This window comes from Streptomyces sp. NBC_00846 (genome assembly GCF_045207325.1).
Lineage (GTDB): Bacteria > Actinomycetota > Actinomycetes > Streptomycetales > Streptomycetaceae > Streptomyces.
This window is the reverse complement of sequence record NZ_CP108846.1, coordinates 1,985,439-2,003,874: the sequence shown is the minus strand read 5'-3', so window position 1 is coordinate 2,003,874 and position 18,436 is coordinate 1,985,439. Positions and strand designations below refer to the sequence as shown.

The 18,436-nt window shown below is 71.7% G+C and carries 19 protein-coding genes; 7 read left to right on the top strand and 12 right to left on the bottom strand.

What is annotated here, in order from left to right; all coding sequences use genetic code 11:
* Window positions 1-44: 44 nt before the first annotated feature.
* From OG936_RS09275 to OG936_RS09240, 8 genes are all read right to left on the bottom strand, one after another.
* Window positions 45-950, bottom strand: a complete 906-nt coding sequence (locus OG936_RS09275; protein WP_406493828.1) for an alpha/beta hydrolase — start codon at window positions 948-950, stop codon at window positions 45-47.
* Window positions 947-2,092: a branched-chain amino acid ABC transporter permease gene (locus OG936_RS09270; RefSeq protein ID WP_406493826.1), complete on the bottom strand. Its 1,146-nt coding sequence runs from the start codon at window positions 2,090-2,092 to the stop codon at window positions 947-949. The genes OG936_RS09275 and OG936_RS09270 overlap by 4 nt, the downstream gene beginning before the upstream one ends.
* Window positions 2,089-2,976 carry a branched-chain amino acid ABC transporter permease gene (locus tag OG936_RS09265; RefSeq protein WP_406493825.1) on the bottom strand — a complete coding sequence of 296 codons (888 nt, stop codon included), beginning with the start codon at window positions 2,974-2,976 and terminating at the stop codon, window positions 2,089-2,091. Before OG936_RS09265 ends, OG936_RS09270 begins: the two co-directional genes overlap by 4 nt.
* Window positions 2,976-3,719 carry an ABC transporter ATP-binding protein gene (locus tag OG936_RS09260; RefSeq protein WP_383750700.1) on the bottom strand — a complete coding sequence of 248 codons (744 nt, stop codon included), beginning with the start codon at window positions 3,717-3,719 and terminating at the stop codon, window positions 2,976-2,978. The genes OG936_RS09265 and OG936_RS09260 overlap by 1 nt, the downstream gene beginning before the upstream one ends.
* Window positions 3,716-4,516 (bottom strand): ABC transporter ATP-binding protein, encoded by an 801-nt coding sequence (locus tag OG936_RS09255; RefSeq protein ID WP_406493823.1) that lies wholly within the window; start codon window positions 4,514-4,516, stop codon window positions 3,716-3,718. Before OG936_RS09255 ends, OG936_RS09260 begins: the two co-directional genes overlap by 4 nt.
* Window positions 4,517-4,519: 3 nt before the next feature.
* Window positions 4,520-5,767, bottom strand: coding sequence for a substrate-binding domain-containing protein (locus tag OG936_RS09250; protein WP_406493822.1), 1,248 nt, complete (start codon window positions 5,765-5,767; stop codon window positions 4,520-4,522).
* Between the two features lie 225 nt (window positions 5,768-5,992).
* Window positions 5,993-6,373 carry a DUF4190 domain-containing protein gene (locus tag OG936_RS09245; protein ID WP_406493820.1) on the bottom strand — a complete coding sequence of 127 codons (381 nt, stop codon included), beginning with the start codon at window positions 6,371-6,373 and terminating at the stop codon, window positions 5,993-5,995.
* Between the two features lie 157 nt (window positions 6,374-6,530).
* Window positions 6,531-7,139 carry a TetR family transcriptional regulator gene (locus tag OG936_RS09240; protein WP_406493818.1) on the bottom strand — a complete coding sequence of 203 codons (609 nt, stop codon included), beginning with the start codon at window positions 7,137-7,139 and terminating at the stop codon, window positions 6,531-6,533.
* A 230-nt stretch (window positions 7,140-7,369) separates the two neighbouring features.
* Between OG936_RS09240 and OG936_RS09235 the strand changes: the two genes are divergently transcribed.
* The 6 genes from OG936_RS09235 to OG936_RS09210 all read left to right on the top strand — a co-directional run bounded on the left by OG936_RS09235 (window position 7,370) and on the right by OG936_RS09210 (window position 13,259).
* The gene (locus tag OG936_RS09235) at window positions 7,370-8,701 is read left to right on the top strand and encodes a glycosyltransferase family 4 protein (RefSeq protein WP_406493817.1); all 1,332 of its coding nucleotides are present in this window, start codon (window positions 7,370-7,372) and stop codon (window positions 8,699-8,701) included.
* Window positions 8,702-8,760: 59 nt separating this feature from the next.
* The gene (locus OG936_RS09230) at window positions 8,761-9,516 is read left to right on the top strand and encodes a class I SAM-dependent methyltransferase (RefSeq protein ID WP_406493815.1); all 756 of its coding nucleotides are present in this window, start codon (window positions 8,761-8,763) and stop codon (window positions 9,514-9,516) included.
* Entirely contained in the window at window positions 9,513-10,586 is a 1,074-nt protein-coding gene (locus OG936_RS09225) for a prenyltransferase (RefSeq protein WP_406493813.1), read from the top strand. Before OG936_RS09230 ends, OG936_RS09225 begins: the two co-directional genes overlap by 4 nt.
* Window positions 10,587-10,732: 146 nt before the next feature.
* A complete protein-coding gene (locus tag OG936_RS09220) occupies window positions 10,733-11,296 on the top strand; it encodes a hypothetical protein (protein ID WP_406500380.1) in 564 nt (187 codons plus the stop codon).
* Window positions 11,297-11,569: 273 nt separating this feature from the next.
* Window positions 11,570-12,649, top strand: a complete 1,080-nt coding sequence (locus OG936_RS09215; RefSeq protein ID WP_406493811.1) for a PHP domain-containing protein — start codon at window positions 11,570-11,572, stop codon at window positions 12,647-12,649.
* Window positions 12,650-12,653: 4 nt separating this feature from the next.
* The gene (locus tag OG936_RS09210) at window positions 12,654-13,259 is read left to right on the top strand and encodes a VOC family protein (protein WP_406493809.1); all 606 of its coding nucleotides are present in this window, start codon (window positions 12,654-12,656) and stop codon (window positions 13,257-13,259) included.
* Between the two features lie 106 nt (window positions 13,260-13,365).
* Here OG936_RS09210 and OG936_RS09205 read toward each other — a convergent pair whose 3' ends face one another.
* From OG936_RS09205 to OG936_RS09190, 4 genes are all read right to left on the bottom strand, one after another.
* A complete protein-coding gene (locus OG936_RS09205) occupies window positions 13,366-14,373 on the bottom strand; it encodes an LLM class F420-dependent oxidoreductase (protein WP_406500378.1) in 1,008 nt (335 codons plus the stop codon).
* A gap of 122 nt (window positions 14,374-14,495) precedes the next feature.
* Window positions 14,496-15,320 carry a hypothetical protein gene (locus OG936_RS09200; RefSeq protein WP_406493807.1) on the bottom strand — a complete coding sequence of 275 codons (825 nt, stop codon included), beginning with the start codon at window positions 15,318-15,320 and terminating at the stop codon, window positions 14,496-14,498.
* Between the two features lie 191 nt (window positions 15,321-15,511).
* Window positions 15,512-16,453, bottom strand: coding sequence for an N-acetylmuramoyl-L-alanine amidase (locus tag OG936_RS09195; protein ID WP_406493805.1), 942 nt, complete (start codon window positions 16,451-16,453; stop codon window positions 15,512-15,514).
* A gap of 111 nt (window positions 16,454-16,564) precedes the next feature.
* Window positions 16,565-17,152 (bottom strand): class I SAM-dependent methyltransferase, encoded by a 588-nt coding sequence (locus tag OG936_RS09190; RefSeq protein WP_406500376.1) that lies wholly within the window; start codon window positions 17,150-17,152, stop codon window positions 16,565-16,567.
* A 344-nt stretch (window positions 17,153-17,496) separates the two neighbouring features.
* Here OG936_RS09190 and OG936_RS09185 point away from each other — a divergent pair, with 344 nt between their 5' ends.
* A complete protein-coding gene (locus tag OG936_RS09185) occupies window positions 17,497-18,429 on the top strand; it encodes a UTP--glucose-1-phosphate uridylyltransferase (protein WP_406493804.1) in 933 nt (310 codons plus the stop codon).
* The last annotated feature ends 7 nt before the right edge of the window (window positions 18,430-18,436 follow it).

Genomic DNA, 18,436 nt, shown 5'->3' with positions numbered 1-18,436 from the left:
GCCGCGAAGATGCCCTCGAGCGCCGGACGGCTGAAAAGGTGTCCTCAAGCGGGGGACGACGGCCCCAGGGTGCCGGTCATCGTCAGCAAGTGGTCCACGATCACCTTGCCGCCCGCTTCTCCCGTCAGCAGCGTGTAGTGGTTGACGTCCCGTACCGGTACCGGCGTCACCCCGGTCCTCCCGAGGTCGGCCGCCGCCAGACGGGTCTCGTCGTACAGGCCCTGCTCCTCGTTCATCAGGCCCCGCTGCGCCCACAGCAGCGTCGCCGGGGCCGGTAGCTTCCGTACCGCCGTCAGTACCTCCTCGTCGAAGAGGTTGATGCCGTCGGCGCGTACGGCCTCGATCCGGCAGCCGGAGTGCATGGCGGGTTCGTCCCCGGTCAGATCGCGCTGGATGTACGCGTCCACCTCGGCCGACCAGGCATCCGCGAACGCGGGGTGCGCCTGCCAGAAGGAGCGGTACGCGGCCCGGTCCGGGAAGGTCATCGACAGCCGGTCCATGGCCGGGCCGATCACGGCGGTCAGCAGCTCGTCCGGGGAGAGGTGCGTGGGGGCGGGGAAGCCGATGCCGCCGTCGACGAGCAGCAGCGGCCCGAACCGTTCGGGGTGGCGTACGGCGGCCAGCGCCGTCACGAACGCGCCCATCGAATGGCCCGCCAGCACCACCCGGCCCAGGCCCAGGGCCTTCGTCAGCGCGGCGACGTCATCGGCGTGCCGGGCGATCCCGTACGGTCCCGGCAGGGCGGAACTCCCGGCCCTGCCGCGCAGATCCGGGGCGATCAAGGTGACGCGGCCGGCCAGCAGCCGGGCCACCGGGCCCCAGGACAGCGCGTTGGCCGTGATGCCGTGCAGGGCGACGACGACCGGGGCGTCCGGCTCCCGGGCCGGCCACCTCAGTACCGCCAACTCGTCGCCGTTCACGGGGACCTGAATCTCTTCGTACGGAATCACGGCTGTCCGTTCTCCTTCCGGGCGCGCTTCGCGGGTGTTTCGTCGGCGGGGCCGCGGCGCGGCACCAGTCGGGACGGCAGCCGGGCCAGGCCACCGGGCAGCAGGTGTACCACAGCCACGAACAGCACACCGAGCAGGAACAGCGGCTGGGACAGCGGCACCCGCAGCACGGCGGGCAGTTCGGCGACCGCGCCCGACCCGGCCAGATCGCCGAGCCGGTGATCGGCCCAGGTGTAGAGGATGCCGCCGACCATCGGGCCCCAGCGGGTGCCGGATCCGCCCAGCACCACCATCACCAGCAGGGAGAGGGTGAAGTCGGAGGTGGTCGTCTGCGGGGTCGAGCCGCCGGTGAGCAGCAGGTGGACGAGGCCGCCGAGCGCGGCCAGCGCACCCGCCAGGACGAACGCCGTCAGCTTGAAGCCGTACGGCTTCAACCCCAGTACCTCCACCCGGCGTTCGTTCTCCTTGATGCCCTCCCAGACCCGTCCGGTGGGTGAGCGGACCGCCCAGTGGACGACGGCGAGGGTGAGCACCAGATAGGCGAGCGCCACCCAGTAGAGGTTCGCGGTGTTCTCGATGCCCACGAGCCCGGACGGCAGCAGCTCGGCGGGGGCGGCCCGGCCCTCCTCGCCGCCGGTGAGACCGCCCGGGTTGCGGGAGACCAGGATCGAGCCCGCCTGCGCGAAGGCCAGCGTCACCATGGAGAAGCCGATCCCGGTGACCCGCAGGCTCACCGACCCCAGCACCAGCGCGAGCACGATCCCGCAACAGAGGCCGAGCAGCGCGGACACGGCGAAGGGGAGGCCCGCCTCCAGCAGGAACAGATTGGTGGCGTAGCTGCCCGCGGCGAAGTAGAGCGCATGCCCGAAGGAGAGCAGCCCGGTGCGGCCGAGCAGCAGGTCGTAACCGGTCGCCAGCGCCCCGAACAGCAGGCAGGTGGCGAGGAGTTGGAGACTTCCCGGGCTGCCGAGCGGGCCGTCCAGGAGGCCCGGCAGCGGAAGTGCGCTGTACGGCGCGACGGCGAGGACCAGCAGTGCGGCGGCGGGCCACCAGCGGCGCAGCAGCCGGGCGGTGTTCCCGGGGGGCGGCGCCAGGGCGGGCCCGTCGCCGGTGCGTTCGTGTGTCTCGGTGACGGTGCTCACGCGAGCCTCCCGGTCAGTCCGCGCGGCCGGATGAGCAGCAGCGCGGCGAGCAGGACGACGACGGCCAGGTCGCCGAGGCCCGCTGCGGTGTAGTAGTTGGCGAACTGCTGGACCAGGCCGATGACGACCGATGCCACGGCGGCGCCGGTCACCGAGCCCATGCCCCCGGTGACGACCACGACGAACGCGAAGATCAGCAGTGAGGTGCCCTGGCGGGGGTCGACCGAGCCGAAGTACAGGCCGCCGAGTGCCCCGCCGAGGGCGGCGGCGCAGCCGCCGATCGCGAAGACGAGCGTGAACGCCCTGCGTACGTCGATGCCGAGGGCGGTGACCATCGCCCGGTCCTCGACCCCGGCCCGTACCACCAGACCGTGCCGGGTACGGCCGAGGAAGAGCCGCAGTGCCACGAGTACGACGACCGCTGCCGCGACCAGTACCAGCCGGTTGACCGGGACCCGCGCGCCGAGCAGCCCGAAGGTGCCGGACAGGGCCTCGGGCCCCGGGAAGGTCCGGGCGTCCGAGCCCCAGATCCCCGACAGCAGCGCCGGGACGGCGAGCCCCACCCCGACCGTGGCGAGGACCTGCTCGCGGGGCCGGGTGTAGAGCGGGCGGACGACGGCGAGCTCCAGCAGCACGGCGGCCGCGGTGCCCACCGCCGTACCGAACAGCACCGCGAGGACGAAGCCCGCACCGCCCGGGCCGGCGCCGGGCAGATTGCCGGACGCCGCCCACCAGGTGCCGTACGCGCCGATGGAGAGCAGAGCCCCGTGCGCGAAGTTGAGCACGTCCATCAGCCCGAAGATCAGTGAGAGCCCCGAGGCGATCAGGAAGTAGAGCGCTCCCAGACCGAGTCCGGTCATGGTGAGCAGGACGACGGTGGACATCAGGAATCCGCCTCCACGGGGTGCGTAGTGAGCGGGCCGTGGCCCACGCCGAGCAGCCTGCGTGCCGCTTCCGCGTCGCTCAGCAGTTCGGCGGCCGGCCCTTGATGGGCCGTCAGGCCGTCGGCGAGCACCGCGCAGTGCTCGGCCAGGCGGCGTACGACGGCGAGGTTCTGCTCCACGAGCAGTACCGGCACCGCCTCGGCGGCCCGCTCCAGCACCTGGGCGACCTCGGTGACCACCTTGGGTGCCAGGCCCTTGGTGGGTTCGTCGGCGATGATCAGTCGGTTGCCGTTGAGAAGCGTGCGGCCGATGGCCACCATCTGCTGCTGGCCGCCGGACAGTGTCCCGGCCAACTGCCTTTCCCGGAGCTTCAGTTCGGGGAAGAGTTCATGGACGAGCGGGTACGCCGGCGCGCCCGCGCCGCGCCGCTCGGCCAGGCGCAGATTCTCCGCGACGGTCAGTCCGGCGAAAATTCCCCGGTCCTCGGGGGCGTAGCCGATGCCCAGCCGCACCACGGTGTGGGTGGGCATCGATACGGTCTCCTCGCCGTCCAGCCGTACGCTGCCGGTGCGCGGGACGAGGCCGAGGATGCCGCGTACGGTCGTGGTCTTCCCGGCGCCGTTGCGGCCGAGGAGCGCGGTCACCCCGTGCGGGGCGACGTCCAGGTCCACGCCGTGCAGGATGTGCCGGCCGCCGATCAGGACCCGCAGGTCCCGCACGGCGAGCAGAGGTCTCGTCGTCACAACCCCTCCCCGAGGTAGGCCTGTTGCACGGTCGGGTCGGCCGTCACGGCGTCGGGGGTGTCCAGCGCCAGCAGCCGGCCGTGGTGCATCACGGCGAGCCGGTCGGCCAGGCCCAGCAGGACGTCCATGTGGTGCTCGACCATCAGGACGGTGCGTCCCTCGTCCCGGTGCAGGGTGCGGATCAGCTCGGTCAGCGCGGGCACCTCCTCCGCGCTCACCCCGGCCATCGGCTCGTCCAGCAGCATCAGCCGCGGCTCGCCCACCAGCAGCACCGCCAGCTCCAGCTTCCGCTTCTCGCCGTGCGACAGCTCGGACGCCGTCGCCCGGGCCCGGTGACCGAGACCGGTGCGCTCCAGTACGCCGGCCACCTCCGCGGTGTACGGGGAGGCGCGCCGCCACAGCCGGTACGAACCGCCCCCGGCCGCCTGCGCGGCGAGCCGGACGTGGTCGGCCACGGTCATCCCCGGCCAGAGACTGGACGTCTGGAAGGTGCGGCCGATGCCGCGCCGCGCCCGTGCGTGCGCGGGGCGGTCCGTCATGTCCGTACCGTCGAGCGCGATCGTGCCCGACGTGGCCGTGGTCAGCCCGCTGATCAGGTTGAACAGGGAGGTCTTGCCGGCCCCGTTGGGGCCGATGAAGGCGAGGAACTCGCCCTCGTGGACGCTCAGTGTGACGTCCTCGACGATCGTCGCCCCGCCGACACCCCAGCCGAGCCCCTCCAGCTGGAGCACCGGTGCGGTGGTCCGCGTCCCGTCCGGGCGCTCCGCGATGGTGTCCGGTATGCCCGGTACGGTCATGGGTCAGCCCGCCGAGGGCTTGACGGGCGGCGCCACCTCGTCCATCGGCTCGGTGCTCACCAACTCCGGCACCGCGCTGGGGCCCGTCCCCTTGAGCTTGGCGACGAACATCGGCTGCACCAGCGCGTGGTCCTCGGCGCGGACCTGCTCCTTGCCCTTCACCCCGTCGAAGCTCCAGCCCTCCAGGGCCTTCACCATGGCGGCGGAATCGGTGGCGCCGCCCTCCTCGACGGCGCGCACGACCATCTGTGCCGCGGTGAAGCCGTCGGGGGTGAACAGGTCCGGGGTGCCGCCGGCCTTCGTGACGGAGTCGAGCATGGACTTCTCCACGGCGTTGCCGCCGCCCGCGCCCGGGAAGTAGTGCGCCAGGAACGACACCTTGGAGCCGGCGTTCCCGAACACCGGGTACGAGGCGGTTCCGGCGAGTCCCGTGACGACCTTGCCCGCCCCGAGCACGCCCTGCTGGTCCAGCGCCGTCCACAGCGCCGGTGCGGTGGAGCCGGCCCAGGCGACGAAGACGAGATCGGGTCCGCCCGCCTTGACCTGCCGGGCGAACGGGGTCAGGTCCGTGGCGCTCGGCGGAGCCAGTACGGAACCCACTTTCGCGCCCTTGGCGCCGAGGACGGCCTTCACCGCGGCGACGTTCGCCTGGCCGAAGGTGGAGTCCTGGGCCAGCACCGTGACCTTCTTGCCCTTGGCCTCGCCGAGCATCGCCCCGGCCGTCAGGATGTCCTGGTAGGACTGCCGGCCCGAGCGGAAGGTGTAGTCGTTGATCCCGGTCACGGCGTCGGTGGCGGCCGGGCCGCTGATGTACAGCACCTTGTTCTGGGCGGCGAGCGGCGCCATCTGGAGGGCCACCCCGGAATCCGTGGTGCCGGCCAGCACCTTGTAGCCCTTGCCGATCAGGTTCTTGGCCGCGGCGACCGCCTTGCCCGGGTCGCCCGCGTCGTCCTGCTCGGTGACCTCGATACGGTGCCCGGCGACCTTGCCGGTGCCCTTCGTCGCGTAGTCCAGGCCCGCCATGAACCCGTCGCGGTACTGCTTCCCGTAGTCCGCGAGCAGTCCTGTACGGGAGTAGACGAGGCCCACCTTCACGCTCTGGTCCTTCGCGCCCTTCCCGGACGCGGAATCGTCCTCGCCCGCCTTCCCGGCGGCGGTGCACCCGACCAGCAGGAGGCCGGCCGAGGCGAGCGTGGCGACGGCGGCGAGGGATCTGTGGTGACGGACGGTTCCTGGGGCTCTGCGACGCATGGTGACCGGCTCCTCGGCGTGTACCTGTGATGTCGCCGAACCGTATGAACACCGTGCCGCCGTCGACATGGTGCAGGACACCTCACCTGACGCGGTGCGCATGTGGGGGCCGCACATGGGCCGAAGCCGGGGGCGCGCCCCGAGGGCCGGAGCGGGGAGCCGCATCGTCCGTCCCCGGGCCGCCCACGGCACCGATGTGTCAAAACCGTGGGCGGTGATGGCCTGTCAGATAGCGGCGAGTGCCTGCACCGTGGCCATGATCACGCCGAAGGCGGCGAACGCGATGCCGATGATGCCCATCACCATGCCGGCGGTCGCCATGCCGCGGCCGCCGCCCTCGCCCCGGTCGGCCATGCGCCGGGCCGAGAGGCCGAGGCACAGTGCGATGATCGGCGGGATGATCGGGATCAGCACCAGCCCGACGATGCCGAGCACCATCGAGGCCGTCGCCTTGCCGCTGGGCAGCGGGGCGCCACCGGGGTACCCGTAGCCGGCCGGGGGCTGCATGCCGTAACCCGGTCCGCCCGGGGCCTGCATGCCGTAACCCGGTCCGCCCGGGGCCTGCATCCCCGTTGCGCCGTCTGTACTGCCTGACTGGTCAGCCATGTCTTCCTCTCCATCGGTGCCGGGCCCTGCCCGGCGGACCAGGGCCGGACAGGCCCTGGTCATGACCATGTTAAGGAGAGGCTTGTAACGCTTTCGAACAAGGCGGTGAGGGATGTGTGACGAAAGATCTCGATCCGCTACCGGGGCCGGACGGGCCCTACGCGTCCCGCGGTGCCGTCACGTCGATCAGCCGGCACACCGTCTCGATGTCAATCTTCACCTGGGCGATCGACGCCCGCCCCGACAGCCAGGTGATCAACGCCGAGTGCCAGGTGTGCTCGATGACCCGGACCGCGGAAAGCTGCTCCGGCGTCGGATGCTCCAGCCCCATCGCGTCCAGGATGATCGTCGTCGTGATCCGGGAGACGGTGTCCACCTCCGGGCTGACACTGCGGTCCGCGAAGGTCAGCGCCCGCACCATCGCGTCCGCCAGATGCGGCTCGCGCTGCAGCGCGCGGAACGTCCGCATCAGGGTTTCGGCGACCCGTTGCGCCGCGTCGTCCCCGGCCGGCGGGCGCTTGTGCAGCGTCGTGTGCAGGCGCTGGAGCTGGTCCTGCATGGTGGCGACCAGCAGATGGATCTTGGACGGGAAATAGCGGTACAGCGTGCCCAGGGCGACCTCGGCGGCCTCCGCGACCTCACGCATCTGCACCGCCTCGAACCCGCCCCGGCCGGCGAGCTGGGCGCTGGCGTGCAGGATGCGACGGCGACGGGCTTCCTGTCGCTCCGTCAGGGGCGGCGATGCCTGCTTGGCTTCCGCTGTCATGTGTCCCCATCCATGGCTTCCGTCCGCAACCGGAGGGAGGTGCTCGGTCCCCCCGGCGGCGCACAGCATGCCAGGGTGCCGGTCGTGGCGCGAATCACCCGGTCCGGCCGTTGCACCGACGCTACCTGCCGGTAGATTCGTAGCTCATTGAACGATCCAGTCTGAAACTTGTTCTAGATTAGCGTGAGCGGTTACGCTCCGGCGAACACGCAGTGAGAAGGGGGCCGAGTGTGACCGCTGAGGCCATAGAGACGGGCCCCCGCGCGGGCAGCGACGCGTCGGGCAGCCCCGACGGCCGTCCGTTGCGTATCGCACTCCTCACCTACAAGGGCAATCCTTTCTGCGGCGGCCAGGGCGTCTACGTACGCCACCTCGGCCGCGAGCTCGCCCGCCTCGGCCACAGCGTCGAGGTGATCGGCGCCCAGCCCTATCCGGTGCTCGACGAGGGCGTCCCGCTCACCGAGCTGCCGAGCCTGGACCTGTACCGCCAGCCCGACCCGTTCCGCACCCCGAAGCGCGGTGAGTACCGGGACTGGATCGACGCCGCCGAGGTCGCCACCATGTGGACCGGCGGTTTCCCGGAACCGCTCACCTTCAGCCTCCGGGCCCGACGCCATCTTGTTGCCCGCCGCGGCGAGTTCGACGTCATCCACGACAACCAGACCCTCGGCTACGGCCTGTTGGCGGATCTCGGTGCCCCGCTCGTCACCACGATCCACCACCCCATCACCGTCGACCGGCAGTTGGACCTGGACGCCGCCGGGACCCGTCGACGCCGCGCCTCCATACGCCGCTGGTACGCCTTCACCCGCATGCAGAAGCGGGTCGCGCGCCGGCTTCCCTCGGTGCTCACCGTCTCCGGCTCCTCCCGGCAGGAGATCGTCGACCATCTCGGGGTGCGCCAGGACCGTATCCACGTCGTGCACATCGGCGCGGACACCGACCTCTGGTCGCCCGACCCGTCGGTCGCCGAGATCCCCGGACGGATCGTCACCACCTCCAGCGCCGACGTCCCGCTCAAGGGCCTCGTCCACCTCGTCGAGGCGCTCGCCAAGCTCCGTACGGAGAACCCGCGGGCGCACCTCGTGGTCGTCGGCAAACGGGCCGAGGACGGACCGGTCGCGCAAGCCATCGAGCGGCACGGACTCCAGGACGCCGTCGAGTTCGTCAAGGGCATCAGCGACGCCGAACTCGTCGACCTGGTGCGCGGCGCCCAGATCGCCTGCGTCCCCTCGCTCTACGAGGGCTTCTCGCTGCCGGCCGCCGAGACCATGGCCACCGGCACGCCGCTCGTCGCCACCACCGGCGGTGCGATCCCCGAGGTCGCGGGCCCGGACGGCGAGACCTGCCTGGCCGTGCCGCCCGCCGACGCCGGGGCACTGGCCGACGCGCTCGCCCGGCTGCTCGGCGACCCGGAACTGCGCGCCCGGCTCGGCGCGGCGGGCCGCGCCCGGGTGCTGTCCCGGTTCACCTGGAAGCAGGCCGCCATCGGCACCGCCGCCCTCTACCGCGAGGCGATCGCCGCCCGCGCGGCCACCACGCGCTCCGGCGGGCGTCGTTGACACCGCCGTCCTCCCCCGTCGTCCAAGCAGACCCCCCTCGACCGCGAAAGCAGGCATTCGTGCTGACCGTGGACTTCACCCGCTTCCCGCTCGCCGCAGGTGACCGGGTGCTCGACCTGGGCTGCGGCGCCGGACGCCACGCCTTCGAGTGCTACCGGCGCGGCGCCCAGGTCGTGGCCCTCGACCGGAACGGCGAGGAGATCCGCGAGGTCGCGAAGTGGTTCGCCGCGATGAAGGAGGCCGGGGAGGCCCCCGAGGGCGCCACCGCCACCGCGATGGAGGGTGACGCGCTCAACCTGCCGTTCCCCGACGAGTCCTTCGACGTCGTGATCATCTCCGAGGTGATGGAGCACATCCCCGACGACAAGGGCGTGCTCGCCGAGATGGTCCGGGTGCTCAGGCCCGGCGGCCGGATCGCGATCACCGTGCCGCGCTACGGCCCCGAGAAGGTCTGCTGGGCGCTCTCCGACGCGTACCACGAGGTCGAGGGCGGCCACATCCGCATCTACAAGGCCGACGAACTGCTCGGCAAGATCCGCGGCGCCGGCCTCAAGCCGTACGGCACCCACCACGCCCACGCTCTGCACGCGCCGTACTGGTGGCTCAAGTGCGCGTTCGGGGTGGACAACGACAAGTCGCTGCCGGTCCGCGCGTACCACAAGCTGCTGGTCTGGGACATCATGAAGAAGCCGATGGCCACCCGGGTGGCCGAGCAGCTGCTCAACCCCGTCGTCGGCAAGAGCTTCGTGGCGTACGCGACCAAGCCGCACCTGCCCGCGGCCACCGCCGAGGACCTTTCCAAGGCCGAGGCGTGACCACTCCCGAGCAGACCGAACACCTCGTCCTGCCCGGAGTCCTCACCGCCGAGCAGGCCACCGAGACCGTCGCCGCCCTCCTCGCCGCGCAGTGCGACGACGGCGCGCTGCCCTGGTTCCGCGGCCACCACCTCGACCCGTGGGACCACACCGAGGCCGCCATGGCCCTCGACGCGGCGGGTGAGCATGCCGCCGCGGAACGCGCGTACGAGTGGCTGGCCCGGCACCAGAACGAGGACGGTTCCTGGTACGCCGCCTACGCCGACGGCGACCCGCAACGGCCGACCGACCGCGGGCTGGAGACCAACTTCTGCGCGTACGTGGCCGTCGGCGTCTGGCACCACTACCTCGCCACCGGCGACGACGCGTTCGTCGACCGGATGTGGCCGACCGTCTTCGCCGCCGTCGAATGCGTGCTGCGGCTCCAGCAGCCCGGCGGGCAGATCGGCTGGAAGCGCGAAGCCGACGGAACCCCCGTCGACGACGCGCTGCTGACCGGCTGCTCCTCCATCCACCAGGCGCTGCGCTGCGCGCTCGCCATCGCCGAACGACGCGAAGAGCCGCAGCCCGACTGGGAGTTGGCGACGGGCGCGCTGGCCCACGCGATCCGCAGTCACCCGGAACGCTTCCTCGACAAGAGCCGCTACTCGATGGACTGGTATTACCCCGTCCTCGGCGGGGCGCTCACCGGAGCGGCCGCCAAGGAGCGGATCGAGGAGGGCTGGGACCGCTTCGTGGTCCCCGGCCTCGGGGTGCGCTGCGTACTGCCCAACTCCTGGGTGACCGGCGGTGAGAGCTGCGAACTCGCCCTGGCGCTCTGGGTGATGGGCGAGTCCGACCGGGCGCTGGAGATCCTCCAGTCCATCCAGCACCTGCGCGCCGAAGGCGGCATGTACTGGACGGGGTACGTCTTCGAGGGCAACCGGGCGTTCTGGCCGGAGGAGCTCACCACCTGGACCGCCGGCTCGCTACTGCTCGCCGTGGCCGCGCTCGGCGGCGACGAGGCGACCACCGCCGTCTTCAGCGGCGAACACCTGCCGCACGGACTGGCACCGGACTGCTGCGGCTAGGACCTCTCGTCTACCCGGACGGCGGCCCCGAGTGGCATACCACTCGGGGCCGGGCGAGCCTTACGGAGAGTGCCGGAATTGGTCGCTCACCGTAGAGGTCGTCGTGATGTGTCCGGCCAGGGAGGCCCGCCGTGCCCAGTACCGCCGTGACCGGTTCCGTACCGCTCCGCCGTCTGCTCGTCCCGCTCCTGCTGTCCTGCGCCGTGCTGGTGGGCGCCACCGCGTGCGGCGGCGGGGGCAAGAACAGCGCGAGCAGCTCCGCGAGCAGCTCCGCGTCCCCGAGCGCCACGTCCTCGGCCGAGGCGCAGAAGTTCGCCAAGACCCGGTTCGTCGCCAACGCGGGGCTCGCGGCAGGTGCGACGTACCAGTGGATCGTGAAGCCGTACCGCGCGGGCACGTTCAAGAAGGGCGCGGACGGGCGGAAGTTCGCCCTCGTCAAGGCCGGACTCGCGGGCGGCTTCGCGTACAACCGGCTGAAGGCCGCAGTGGCCAACGCCAAGGGCGACCCGCTGCTGTCGAAGGCGGTCGCGCCGCTCACGGCGGGCATCGAATCGCTCAAGGGGCTCGGCAGCAAACTCCGCACGGGCGAGGCGGGCGCAGGCGACATCGGCGCGTTCGAGAGCGTGATCAACAACATCAAGGACGCGGGCAAGAGCGCGGGCGCCGAAGTCAAGGACAAGGTGCCCACCACCGCGCAACTCGGCGGATAGCCGATGCGGTTGTGGCCCTTGACCGAACCAGGGTGCGTGTCATGAGCGCACTCCGACATGATCTCTGCCCGGCGCCTCCCGCGGACAGCGACCGCGTCGAGGTGCTGGGGGACGCGGAGCTGCTGGACATCTGGCTGGAGCGCTCCGCGTTCGGCCGAGCCACACAGGCTGCCGTGCGGGCGCCGCTCTCCCGTCCGCTGTGCGGGCGCGGCGGTGCTGAGCCAAGCTGGAATGGACAGGCCATTGTGTCCGGCGGCCCCGGTGGAGGTGCCGATGGAGCCAGTCCACGCCCTGAAACGGATCGCCTTCCTGCTGGAACGCGGCGGGGCCGACACCTACCGCGTCCAGGCTTTCCGCACGGCCGCCGCCGCAGTCGCGGCGATGGCGGACGGCGAGACCGCACAGCGGGTCGCGGACGGCTCGCTGGAGGCGGTCAAGGGCATCGGGCCGAAGACCGCGCAGGTGATCCGCGAAGCGGTGGCCGCAGAAGTGCCCGGCTACCTGCAACGGCTGGAGGAGGAGGCCGCCGCCGTCCCGCTCCCCGAGGGCGGCGAGCGCCTCCGCGCCCTGCTGCGCGGCGACTGCCATCTCCACTCCGACTGGTCGGACGGCGGCAGCCCGGTCGAGGAGATGGGCCGCACCGCGGCGGAACTGGGCCACGAATGGGCGGTCCTCACCGACCACTCGCCCCGGCTGACCGTGGCGAACGGGCTCTCCCCGGAGCGGCTGCGCCACCAGCTGGACGTGATCGCCGAGCTCAACGCGGGCTGGGCGCCCTTCCGGCTGCTCACCGGCATCGAGTGCGACATCCTCCCCGACGGCTCCCTCGACCAGGAGGAGGAGCTGCTGGAGCGGCTGGACGTCGTGGTGGTCTCCGCACACTCCGAGCTGCGGATGGACCCCGCGCCGATGACCAGGCGCCTGCTCACGGCCGTCCGCCATCCGCGGGCGAACATCCTCGGACACTGCACCGGGCGGCTGATCACCGGCCGGGGCCGCCCGGAATCACGCTTCGACGCGGACGAGGTCTTCGCCGCGTGCGCGGAGGCGGGCACGGCGGTCGAGATCAACAGCCGGCCCGAACGGCTCGACCCGCCCCGCCGGCTCCTGCGCCGCGCCGTCGACGCGGGCACCCTGTTCGCCGTCGACACCGACGCCCACGCGCCCGGACAGCTCGACTGGCAGATCCACGGCTGCGCCCGCGCCGAGGAGTGCCGCGTACCGGCGGAACGCGTCGTCACCACCTGGCCGGCCGACGAACTGCTGGCCTGGTCGAGCGGGGGTACGACCCCGGAGCGGGCCCGCTCCGGGGTGGACGGGGCGGTCGGCGCAGCCCCGGGACAGGAGCGGTGAAGCCATGACGGCCACAAGCGTGCGAGGCATCGACCACATCGGGGTCACCGTCCCGGATCTGGAGACCGCGACCCTCTTCCTCGTCCGGGCGTTCGGCGCCGAGGTGCTGTACGACGCCCTGCGCCGCCACGACGAGCCGCTCGGCGGACCGGACGTCGAGCGCCGGCTCGGCGTCCCCGCGGGCACCCGGCAGCTGGCGATCCGGATGCTGGCCCTCCCCGGCGACGGGCCGGGCATCGAGCTGTTCGAGTTCGAGGGCCCCCGGCGTGAACCCCCGGCGCGGCCCTGCGACTTCGGCTGGCAGCATGTCGCGCTCTACGCCGACGACCTGGACGCGGCCGTACGGAACTGTGTCGACGCGGGCGCCACGCTGCTCGCCGAGGCGCAGCCGCTGCCGGGCCCCGAGGCGGGGGAGCGCAACCGGTTCGCGTATCTGCGCACGCCATGGGGCAGCACCCTGGAACTCCTGACCTACCCCGATCCCCAGCCCTGGGAGCGCACCGCCACCCGACGACGCGTACGCCCCACCCCGGTCTCCGCCACCCGGACCTGGCCGACAGACCCGGCCAGACCGGGCGCCAGTGCCCCTCACAGCACGCACGCTCGCTGAGTTGGCCAAAAGCCCTGGTAGCTCTCCGCTACAAGGACTTCCGGCCGCCTTGCGATCGCACGCACTGGACGACGCTCCTGCCGGGCAAACATTGCCGGTCGCGGCACTAGCTGAGCTCCGCCAGCACCCGCAGAGTGTGCGGGTCCGGCGCCGTGACCAGCAGGTCGGTCACCGGCCCCTTGCGCCACAATTCCAGCCGCTCCGCGATCCGCTGACGTGGGCCGACAAGCGAGATCTCATCGGCGAACGCGTCCGGCACGGCCAGCACGGCCTCCTCCTTGCGCCCTTCGAGGAAGAGCCGCTGGATCCGCCGTGCCTCCTCCTCGAAACCCATCCGCGCCATCAGATCGGCGTGGAAGTTACGGGCCGCGTGCCCCATGCCCCCGATGTAGAAGCCGAGCATCGCCTTCACCGGCAGCAGTCCCTCGGCCACATCGTCACAGACCAGCGCCCGCACCATCGGCGCGATCATGAATCCGTCCGGCAGGTCCGTGAGCGAGGCCTCGTACACCTCCGTGCGCAGCGGCGACCAGTACAACGGCAGCCAGCCGTCGGCGATCCGCGTCGTCTGAGCGATGTTCTTCGGCCCCTCCGCCCCGAGCAGCACGGGCAGCCGGGCCCGCAGCGGATGGGTGATCGGCTTCAGCGGTTTGCCCAGGCCGGTGCCGTCCGGACCGTTGTACGGATGCGCGTGGAAGCGTCCGTCCAGCTCCACGGGGGCTTCACGGGCGAGCACCTGGCGGATGACGTCGACGTACTCGCGGGTCGCGGTCAGCGGGCTCGCGGGGAACGGCCGCCCGTACCAGCCCTCCACCACCTGTGGCCCGGACAGCCCGAGGCCGAGCATCATCCGGCCGCCGGAGAGATGGTCGAGGGTGAGGGCGTGCATGGCGGTCGCGGTCGGGGTGCGCGCCGCCATCTGCGCGATGCCGGTACCCAGCCGGATACGGGAGGTGTGTGCGGCGATCCAGGTCAGCGGGGTGAACGCGTCGGAGCCCCAGGCCTCCGCCGTCCACACCGACGCGTACCCCAGTGCCTCCGCCTCCCGGGCGAGCTCCAGATGGGCGGGGTCCGGGCCGCGGCCCCAGTAGCCGAGGGCGAGTCCGAGCCGCATTCCGCTGCCTCCCAGCATGTCTGACGCTGCGTCAGTCATCCGACGCACGGACGGAGAGTACGACAGCGGCCCCCCGCCCGGAAGGGGCGAGAGGCCGCTGTTCGTACCGCCGGAGCGTGGGCTCAGCCGCGCTGGATGCCCGTGGTGTCCTGGAGCACACCACGACGGCCGTCCTGCGTCTGGGCGATGAGCGCCGCACCGCGCTGCTCCACCGCGAGGTACCAGGTGCCGGGTGCCAGTTCGGCGATCGGCGACGGCGAACCGTCCTCCCCGTACAGCGGGCGGGCCACCGGCACCGCGAACCAGAACGGCGTGAAGTCACCGCCCGGCGCACCGGCCGCCGAAGCCGCCTGGGCGTTCTGCGGCTCCGGCTGACCGGGCTGCGGCTGCTGCGCACCGTACGGCTGCTGCTGACCCGGCTGCGCACCGTACGGCTGCTGCTGGGCGCCGGGGTAGCCGTATCCCTGGCCCGGCTGCGGCTGACCGCCGTACGGCTGCTGCACGGCCCGCGGACGCGGGGCGCCCATCAGCGGAGCCTTGAGCGCGGGGACCAGCGGAGTGGCGACCGCGCCACCCGCGAGCACGATGGCCGCGAGCAGACCGAGGATCATGCCGGCGCCCGCGTTGGTGGCGTCGATCGTCGTCCAGAACGCCGTCCACAGCGCGAAGACACAGAACGCGGCCCCGAACTGACCGAGGTCGAGGCCGACGACCTTACGGCTCGGCATGGAACGGCCCACGACGACCAGCGCCCCACCGATGATTCCGGCCAGGAAGACGCTCATGAGGACCCCGAGGGCGTCCCAGGCGTTCGGGGCGTTGTAGCTGGAACAGTTGAGGCCCTCAGGGCAGTCGAAGCCGGAGAGGTCGAGGAAAGAGGCGATGAACAGCACCACCGCTGCTCCGATCACCACGCCGTCGCCTCGAGTGAGGGAGCGGATATTCACGTGAAGGTCCTTAGTAGGTCGTCTCGTCGGGGCGGTCGTCGCTGCCGCATGTACGGGTACGGCGGGCACGCACGAAGCTCGGGAGCGGCTCCCCATCGTACGGATGAATCTATCGTCTGCCTGGGCGGGTTGTGCCCTTGCCTGAACGCCGGACGCACTTCCCCCCAATTTCGCCTCGGAACTACCTCGTTCTACCCGTTCAGGTAGCTGCTGATGCCATCGGCAATGCCCTGCGCCGCCTTCTGTCGCCAGCCCTCACTGGTGAGCAGGGCCGCATCTTTCGGATCACGCATATTGCCGCATTCGATGAACACCTTGGGCACGGTCGACAAATTCAGTCCGCCGAGATCCTTGCGGATGTCCAACCCGCTATTGCCACCGACGTAATTGGAAGGCGCGCTTCCGGTATCGCGGACGAAGAGACCGGCGATCCGGGTGCCGAGATCACGCGACGGTTCGACGATCTTCGACGTGTCCGCCTCACCGCCCCGTACGAGCCCGGGAAGGATCACATGGAAGCCGCGGTTGCCGACCGCGGAACCATCCGCGTGCACCGAGACCACCGCGTCGGCCCCGGCCTCGTTGCCGATCCGGGCGCGCTCGTCGACACAGGGCCCGTACGGGCGGTCGTCGTCCTGCGTCAGCACGACGTTCGCGCCCTGCGCCCGCAGGAGCGTGCGCACCCGGTGCGACACGTCGAGGGTGAACCGGGACTCCGCGTAACCGGAGTTGGTCGACGTCCCGGTGGTGTCGCATTCCTTGTGCCCGGTGCCGATGTCCACCTGGCGGTTGATCTCGCGGGTGTGCAGATAATTGTTCGGGTTGTGTCCGGGGTCGATGACGACGGTCTTTCCGGACAGCGGCCCGCCGGCCCGGCCGCCCGTGGACTTCGAGGACTTCGCGGACGGGCTGGGGGAGGCGGACGTCTTCCCCGGCGCCGGAGCGCTCTGCGACGGCGATGCCGGAGGCGGCGCGGCGGAGGTGCCACTGCCGCCCTGCCGGGGCCGGGCCTGCGCCCCGCCGCCGTCATCGCCCGCGCCGCAGCCCACGGCGGTCAGACAGACGGCTGCGAGCGCGGCGGCGAGCAGGGGCCGGCGGCGCTGGGTGGGGGGAACGCTCTCGTCGTACGGCACCCCGCGATGCTATCGGGGCGCCCCCGGCCGATCGGCCCGGACGCCCGTGCCCCGTCTCCGTACCCGACCGGACTCGGGTCCCCGTGCTCCGTGCTCCGTGCCCGACCGGACTCAGATCCCCGTTCCGGTACGCCGCAGCACCCGCAGCGAATCCGTCACCGAGACCTCGGTGAACGCGCCGGAGGCCAGCGCCCGCAGATAGACCCGGTACGGTGCCTGGCCCCCGTGCGCGGGGTCCGGGAACACATCGTGGATCACCAGTAGCCCGCCCTGGGCGACATGCGGCGCCCAGCCCTCGTAATCACCGTTCGCATGCTCGTCGGTGTGACCGCCGTCGATGAAGACCAGGCCGAGCTTCCCGCCCCACACGGCCGCGACCCGCACAGACCGTCCGACCAGCGCCACGACATGGTCTTCGAGACCCGCCGCGTGCAGGGTCCTGCGGAACGTCGGCAACGTGTCCATCCGGCCGACCTCCGGGTCCACCACGGTCGGGTCGTGGTACTCCCAGCCGGGCTGCTGTTCCTCGCTGCCGCGATGGTGGTCGACGGTGAGAGCCGTCACACCGGCCGCCCGCGCGGCGTCGGCGAGCAGGATGGTGGAGCGCCCGCAGTACGTCCCGACCTCGAGGACCGGCAGCCCCAGCGCGGCGGCCTCGGCGGCGGCCCGGTACAGCGCGAGCCCCTCGACCACCGGCATGAAGCCCTTGGCGGCCCGGAAGGCGGCGAGAATCTCGGGCTCGGGCTCGACGACGGACTCGACGTGCACGGGTACCTCCTGGTGGGGACGCGTCTTCGGGGCGCGCGTTTCGACGGCGCCCCATGGTGCCGTACGCCCCCGCCGAAGGCGTCGGCGGGGCGTTCTGGACGACGTGGCGGCGGCCGGTGGCTTCGGGGCGTGGGGGAGACGGTTGCCCGGTGCGGGCGGAGGAACAAGGGAACCTGATCCGGGTTGCTGACGTCCCCGGCCGGCCGGGCGCATTGGTAGCGTCGGAGCACACCGCGCCGGCCGGCACGGCCTGCCGTCCGACCGAGAGAGACCTGATGCCCCCGAGGATCCGCAGGGCTGTGATCCCCGCCGCCGGACTCGGCTCCCGCCTCCTGCCCCTGACCAAGGCCACCCCGAAGGAAATGCTGCCGGTCGGCGACAAGCCGGTGATCGAGCACACCGTGCGCGAACTGGTGGCGTCCGGCATCACGGACATCACCATCGTCGTCTCCGGTGGCAAGTCCCTGATTCAGGACCACTTCCGGCCCAACCCCGTCCTGGTCGAACAGCTGCGCGCCGACGGCAAGACCGCCTACGCGGATGCTGTGGAGGAGGTCGCCGAACTCGCCCGGCAAGGGCACATCACCTACCTCGACCAGCACGGTCCGTACGGCAACGGCACCCCGGTGCTGAACGCGGCCCGCAATTTCGGCGACGAACCCATGCTGGTGCTCTGGCCGGACGACGTGTTCGTGGCCGACGTGCCCCGCGCCCAGCAGCTGATCCGCGCGTATGAGGCGACCAACTGTCCGGTACTGGCCCTGATGCCGATGGGCCCCGCCGACTCCCAGCGCTATGGCGTGCCCGTGGTCAAGGAGGACCTGGGCGACGGCCTGCTGCGTATCACCGGCCTGGTCGAAAAGCCCGAGCCGGTCGACGCCCCCTCGGCGTATGCCGCCATCGGCGGCTACGTCATCACCCCCGGCATCATCGACGAACTGCGCGAGCAGACCAACCGCTGGTACGAGCACCGTGAGGGCGAGGTCTACCTGACCGACGCCATCAACGCCTACGCCGCAGACCGCGCGGTGTACGGGCAGGTCATCTCCGGTCGTTGGTACGACACCGGCAACCCGGCGGACTACCTCGTCGCCCAGATGGCCTTCGCCCTCGCGCACCCCGAGTACGGGCCCGTCCTGCGCCGGCTCGCCCGCGAACTCGGCGATGGCGACCACCCCGAATCCGGCAGGGACACCGTCACGAGCTGATCCGCCG

Excerpts from the sequence above, each read along its gene's own strand:
- OG936_RS09265 (WP_406493825.1), bottom strand. The coding sequence starts at position 2,976 with ATGTCCACCGTCGTCCTGCTCACCATGACCGGACTCGGTCTGGGAGCG.
- OG936_RS09255 (WP_406493823.1), bottom strand. The coding sequence starts at position 4,516 with ATGACCGTACCGGGCATACCGGACACCATCGCGGAGCGCCCGGACGGG.
- OG936_RS09250 (WP_406493822.1), bottom strand. The coding sequence starts at position 5,767 with ATGCGTCGCAGAGCCCCAGGAACCGTCCGTCACCACAGATCCCTCGCC.
- OG936_RS09245 (WP_406493820.1), bottom strand. The coding sequence starts at position 6,373 with ATGGCTGACCAGTCAGGCAGTACAGACGGCGCAACGGGGATGCAGGCC.
- OG936_RS09240 (WP_406493818.1), bottom strand. The coding sequence starts at position 7,139 with ATGACAGCGGAAGCCAAGCAGGCATCGCCGCCCCTGACGGAGCGACAG.
- OG936_RS09215 (WP_406493811.1), top strand. The coding sequence starts at position 11,570 with ATGGAGCCAGTCCACGCCCTGAAACGGATCGCCTTCCTGCTGGAACGC.
- OG936_RS09210 (WP_406493809.1), top strand. The coding sequence starts at position 12,654 with ATGACGGCCACAAGCGTGCGAGGCATCGACCACATCGGGGTCACCGTC.
- OG936_RS09205 (WP_406500378.1), bottom strand. The coding sequence starts at position 14,373 with ATGCGGCTCGGACTCGCCCTCGGCTACTGGGGCCGCGGCCCGGACCCC.
- OG936_RS09190 (WP_406500376.1), bottom strand. The coding sequence starts at position 17,152 with ATGCCGGTGGTCGAGGGGCTCGCGCTGTACCGGGCCGCCGCCGAGGCC.
- OG936_RS09185 (WP_406493804.1), top strand. The coding sequence starts at position 17,497 with ATGCCCCCGAGGATCCGCAGGGCTGTGATCCCCGCCGCCGGACTCGGC.